The sequence below is a fragment of the Mycobacterium sp. E3298 genome (genome assembly GCF_001666895.1).
Classification (GTDB): domain Bacteria; phylum Actinomycetota; class Actinomycetes; order Mycobacteriales; family Mycobacteriaceae; genus Mycobacterium.
Map to the genome: position 1 here is coordinate 1 of NZ_LZJB01000327.1, position 3,057 is coordinate 3,057.

At 70.0% G+C, this 3,057-nt stretch carries 3 protein-coding genes; all 3 read right to left on the reverse strand.

Features of this window, described 5'->3' with window-relative positions; translation table 11 throughout:
- Positions 1 to 1,003, reverse strand: a 1,003-nt coding sequence (gene nrfD / locus A9X05_RS15250; RefSeq protein WP_067782443.1) for an NrfD/PsrC family molybdoenzyme membrane anchor subunit, incomplete at its 3' end; no start/stop codon positions are given.
- A 7-nt stretch (positions 1,004 to 1,010) separates the two neighbouring features.
- Positions 1,011 to 1,973, reverse strand: coding sequence for a 4Fe-4S dicluster domain-containing protein (locus tag A9X05_RS15255; protein WP_067782446.1), 963 nt, complete (start codon positions 1,971 to 1,973; stop codon positions 1,011 to 1,013).
- Positions 1,936 to 3,057: molybdopterin dinucleotide binding domain-containing protein (locus A9X05_RS15260; protein WP_304442449.1), on the reverse strand; the 1,122-nt coding region annotated here is incomplete at its 5' end. The genes A9X05_RS15260 and A9X05_RS15255, both read right to left, overlap by 38 nt.

Genomic DNA, 3,057 nt, shown 5'->3' on the forward strand with positions numbered 1-3,057 from the left:
ACCGCGGGTCGCGCGTCGACTCCAGGCCCGCCTCGAAGAAACCGAACCGCAGCATCGCGGACGCCGACAACAACGCCACGCCGGACAGGGCGGCGACGCCGCGATGTCCGCCGCCAAGCAATGCGCCCAAACCGCCCGCGGCGGCCAGTCGTTCGCTCCAGGCCAACAGCCGGCCGGGCCTGCCGCGGTGCAGCGGTTCCCTGGTCACCGGGTCCATCCGGTATTCCGTGAACCGCGCGGAGATCAGGTCACCGATCGCGCCGATGACGGCCAGCGTGCGGGCCGGGCCGGCCTCGGCGACCGGGGTGGTGATCATCGCCAATCCCGACGCGGCCAGGCTCGCCGAGCTGACGAACACGAACGGCAGGTCCCGGTAGGCGGCGTTCCACGTCGGGGTGGCGGTGTCGGTGAGCAGCACCGCGGTGTAGACGGCGAGCGGCGGCGAGAACACGGCGGCTTCCAATCCGGCCGGCCCCTCGACGGCGCGCAGAACGGGCCGCAACGGGCCCAACGGGATTCGCTCGCCGGTCATCCGGTCGACCTCGGAAACGGCGGCGACACCGATGCCGGCGCCGAACAAGCTGAGGATCCACGACCCGATGCTCATCGGCGAGGTCAGCTTGACCGTGCGCAGCATGTTGACGAAGCGCTCGGGACGGCCCAGGTCCTTCACCAGCGCGACCGCGCCCAGCATCACCGCGATCAGGGCGGACAGCCTTGTGTTGCGGCGCAACGTGTCCCGGCCGGTGAGCTGGGCGCCTGCCGCGAGCAGGCCCGAACCTCCCGCGACCCCGCCCAGGAACAGGTAGGCGGCGACTTCGTGCCCCCACGGCGCGGGCTTGACCACCGGACGCCCGTAGTACGAACTGAATTCGACCTCGGGGACCATCGGCATCTCGCGCGAGCCGTCGCCACCGCCCCGGCGGCCCACCCGCCTGCCCTTGCGGCGCTTGCCGCCCGCGGGTTCCGGGGGCCGCAGGCTGTCGAATTCCGAAGTGCTCATGGGTTTTTCACCGGTCCTTCCAGAAGGCGAGCGCTGCGGCGGCGAACATCCCCGCGGCGGCGACGCACGCCCTCTTGAACATCTGCGGCAGGTCGGCCGTGCACACGCGCGGGTCGGGCGGCAGGCCGTAGACCTCCGGCTCGTCGAGCAACAGGAAGATCGAGCCGGTGCCACCCACTCCGTCGTGCTCGTTGGCGCCGTAGAGGCGCGCCTCGGTCTGGCCCTGGGCGTGCAGCCGCGTGACCCGTTCTCGGGCCTCGATCACCAGATCGTCGTGGTCGCCGAACTTGATCGACGTGGTGGGGCAGGTCTGGGCGCAGGCGGGGATCTGGTCTTCGACCAGGCGGTCGTAACACAGCGTGCACTTCTGGGCGACCCCGGTGACGAACTTCTCGGCGGGACGATCGGGCCTGGTCGCGGGCGTCGCATACGTGCCGTCGCTGCGACGCTCCACCACGCCGAACGGGCATCCGGCCACGCAGGTGCCGCACCCGTTGCAGACGTCGTCCTGCACGACGACGGTGCCGAATTCGGTGCGGAACAACGCGCCGGTCGGGCACACGTCCAGGCAGCCGGCGTGCGTGCAGTGCTTGCACACGTCCGACGACATCAGCCAGCGGAATTCCGGGGTATCCGGTGGGCTGGTGTCCGGAGGCCCGGGGACGGCGGGCATACCCAAATCTGTTAGGGCGCGGCCGGATTCGCGCGCCTCCTCGATCCGATCGCGGCCCTGCTCGATGAACGCCACGTGCCGCCAGGTGCTGGCGCCCAGCGCTCCGGTGTTGTCATAGGACGACCCCAGCAGCTCCAGGTCGCCGTCGCGCGGGTTACGGTTCCACTCCTTGCACGCGACCTCGCAGGCCTTGCAGCCGATGCAGATCGAGGTGTCGGTGAAGAATCCCTTGCGCGGTCTGGGTTCCGCCCAGCCGGCGTTACTCGTCGGGTCGGTCGGTCCGCTCAGCTGACCCATCGGCTCCTCCTTCCCAGACGCCGTCGCTGATCCGCACGTTGCCGGTCTCGGTGGTGGCCCCCGAACGCGACTGATAGTCGGCAACCAGGCGCAGCAAGTCCTCGCCGCGCGGCCGCCGCCCGGGCCGGATGTCACACGAACCGGCTTTGGACTCCTGAATCTGCACGTTCGGGTCGAGCGTCACTCCGAGCAGGTCGTTGGCCGCGTCCCCGCTCACCACGGCGTCGCCACCGACGCCCCAGTGATACGGGAGCCCGATCTGGTGCACTGTGTGGCCGTTGATTACCAGCGGGGCAACGCGTTTGGTGACCAGCACCCGAGCCTCGATCGCCGCCCGGGGCGAGATGATGGTGGCCCACCCGTACGGCTCCAAGCCACGTTCGGCCGCCAACTCCGGCGAGACCTCGCAGAACATCTCCGGTTGCAGCTCCGACAGATAGGGCAGCCACCGGCTCATCCCGCCCGCGGTGTGATGCTCGGTGAGCCGGTAGGTAGTGAACACGTAAGGATACACATCGGATCCGGGCTCCCCGTCGCTCGGTGCGCTCAGATTTTCCTTGCGCGGGAACGTGATTCGCGACGGGTTGCGCTGCTGGGGGTAGAGCGCGTTGGTAACGGGCGACTCCTGCGGTTCGTAGTGCGTGGGCAGCGGCCCGTCCACCATTCCCTTCGGCGCGAACAGCCACGCCTTGCCGTCGGCCTGCATGATGAACGGGTCATCCCCGGCGAGCGCGTCGGGCCCGCCGACGTCGGGATCGGGCCGGCTGCCCGGTGGCCGGTCCGCCACGAAGTCGGGCACGTCGTTGCCTACCCACCGCTGCTTTTCCTGGTCCCACCAGATGTAGCGCTTGCGCTCGCTCCACGGTTTACCGTCGGGGTCGGCCGAGGCCCGGTTGTAGAGGATGCGGCGGTCGGCCGGCCAGGCCCACCCCCACTCCGACTGGCTCGGGCTCGGACCACCCAGCGGCGCTCGGCGGGCGGCCTGGTTGACCCCCTCGGCGTACACGCCCGAATAGATCCAGCATCCGCACGACGTCGATCCGTCGGCACCCAGTTCGGTATACCCCGGCACGGGCTGGCCGGC